The organism is Tritonibacter sp. SIMBA_163 (assembly GCF_046535935.1).
Classification (GTDB): domain Bacteria; phylum Pseudomonadota; class Alphaproteobacteria; order Rhodobacterales; family Rhodobacteraceae; genus Epibacterium; species Epibacterium scottomollicae.
In genome coordinates, this window is the sequence record NZ_JAWJBP010001178.1 from 1 (window position 1) to 241 (window position 241).

The window sequence follows — 241 nt, forward strand, 5'->3', positions numbered from 1 at the left end:
TCGGAGCTTTGGCTATCAGGGTGATGATCTTTAGGTTTTTTGCGGGCGGTAGGGTGAACGGCTAACCGAGACACTTCGCACACCGTGCTGGCAGGAAAGTAATGAGGGTGCGTCTCGGGCATAAACAAGTCAGGCGAATAGTAATCTTCTAGCGGCAGGCCGCGTTCCTGGTGCTTTGCTAACGCGTCAATTAACACCACCCGGACACAGCCAACATCCATGCCGGTGGCTTTATGATGGA

1 protein-coding gene is annotated in these 241 nt (G+C 53.5%); it reads right to left on the minus strand.

Translation table 11 applies throughout. From position 1 onward, the window contains the following. Positions 1-221 (minus strand): hypothetical protein (locus tag R0J92_RS26035; RefSeq protein ID WP_411053819.1); only part of this gene is annotated, 221 nt, incomplete at its 3' end. Positions 222-241: the final 20 nt, after the last annotated feature.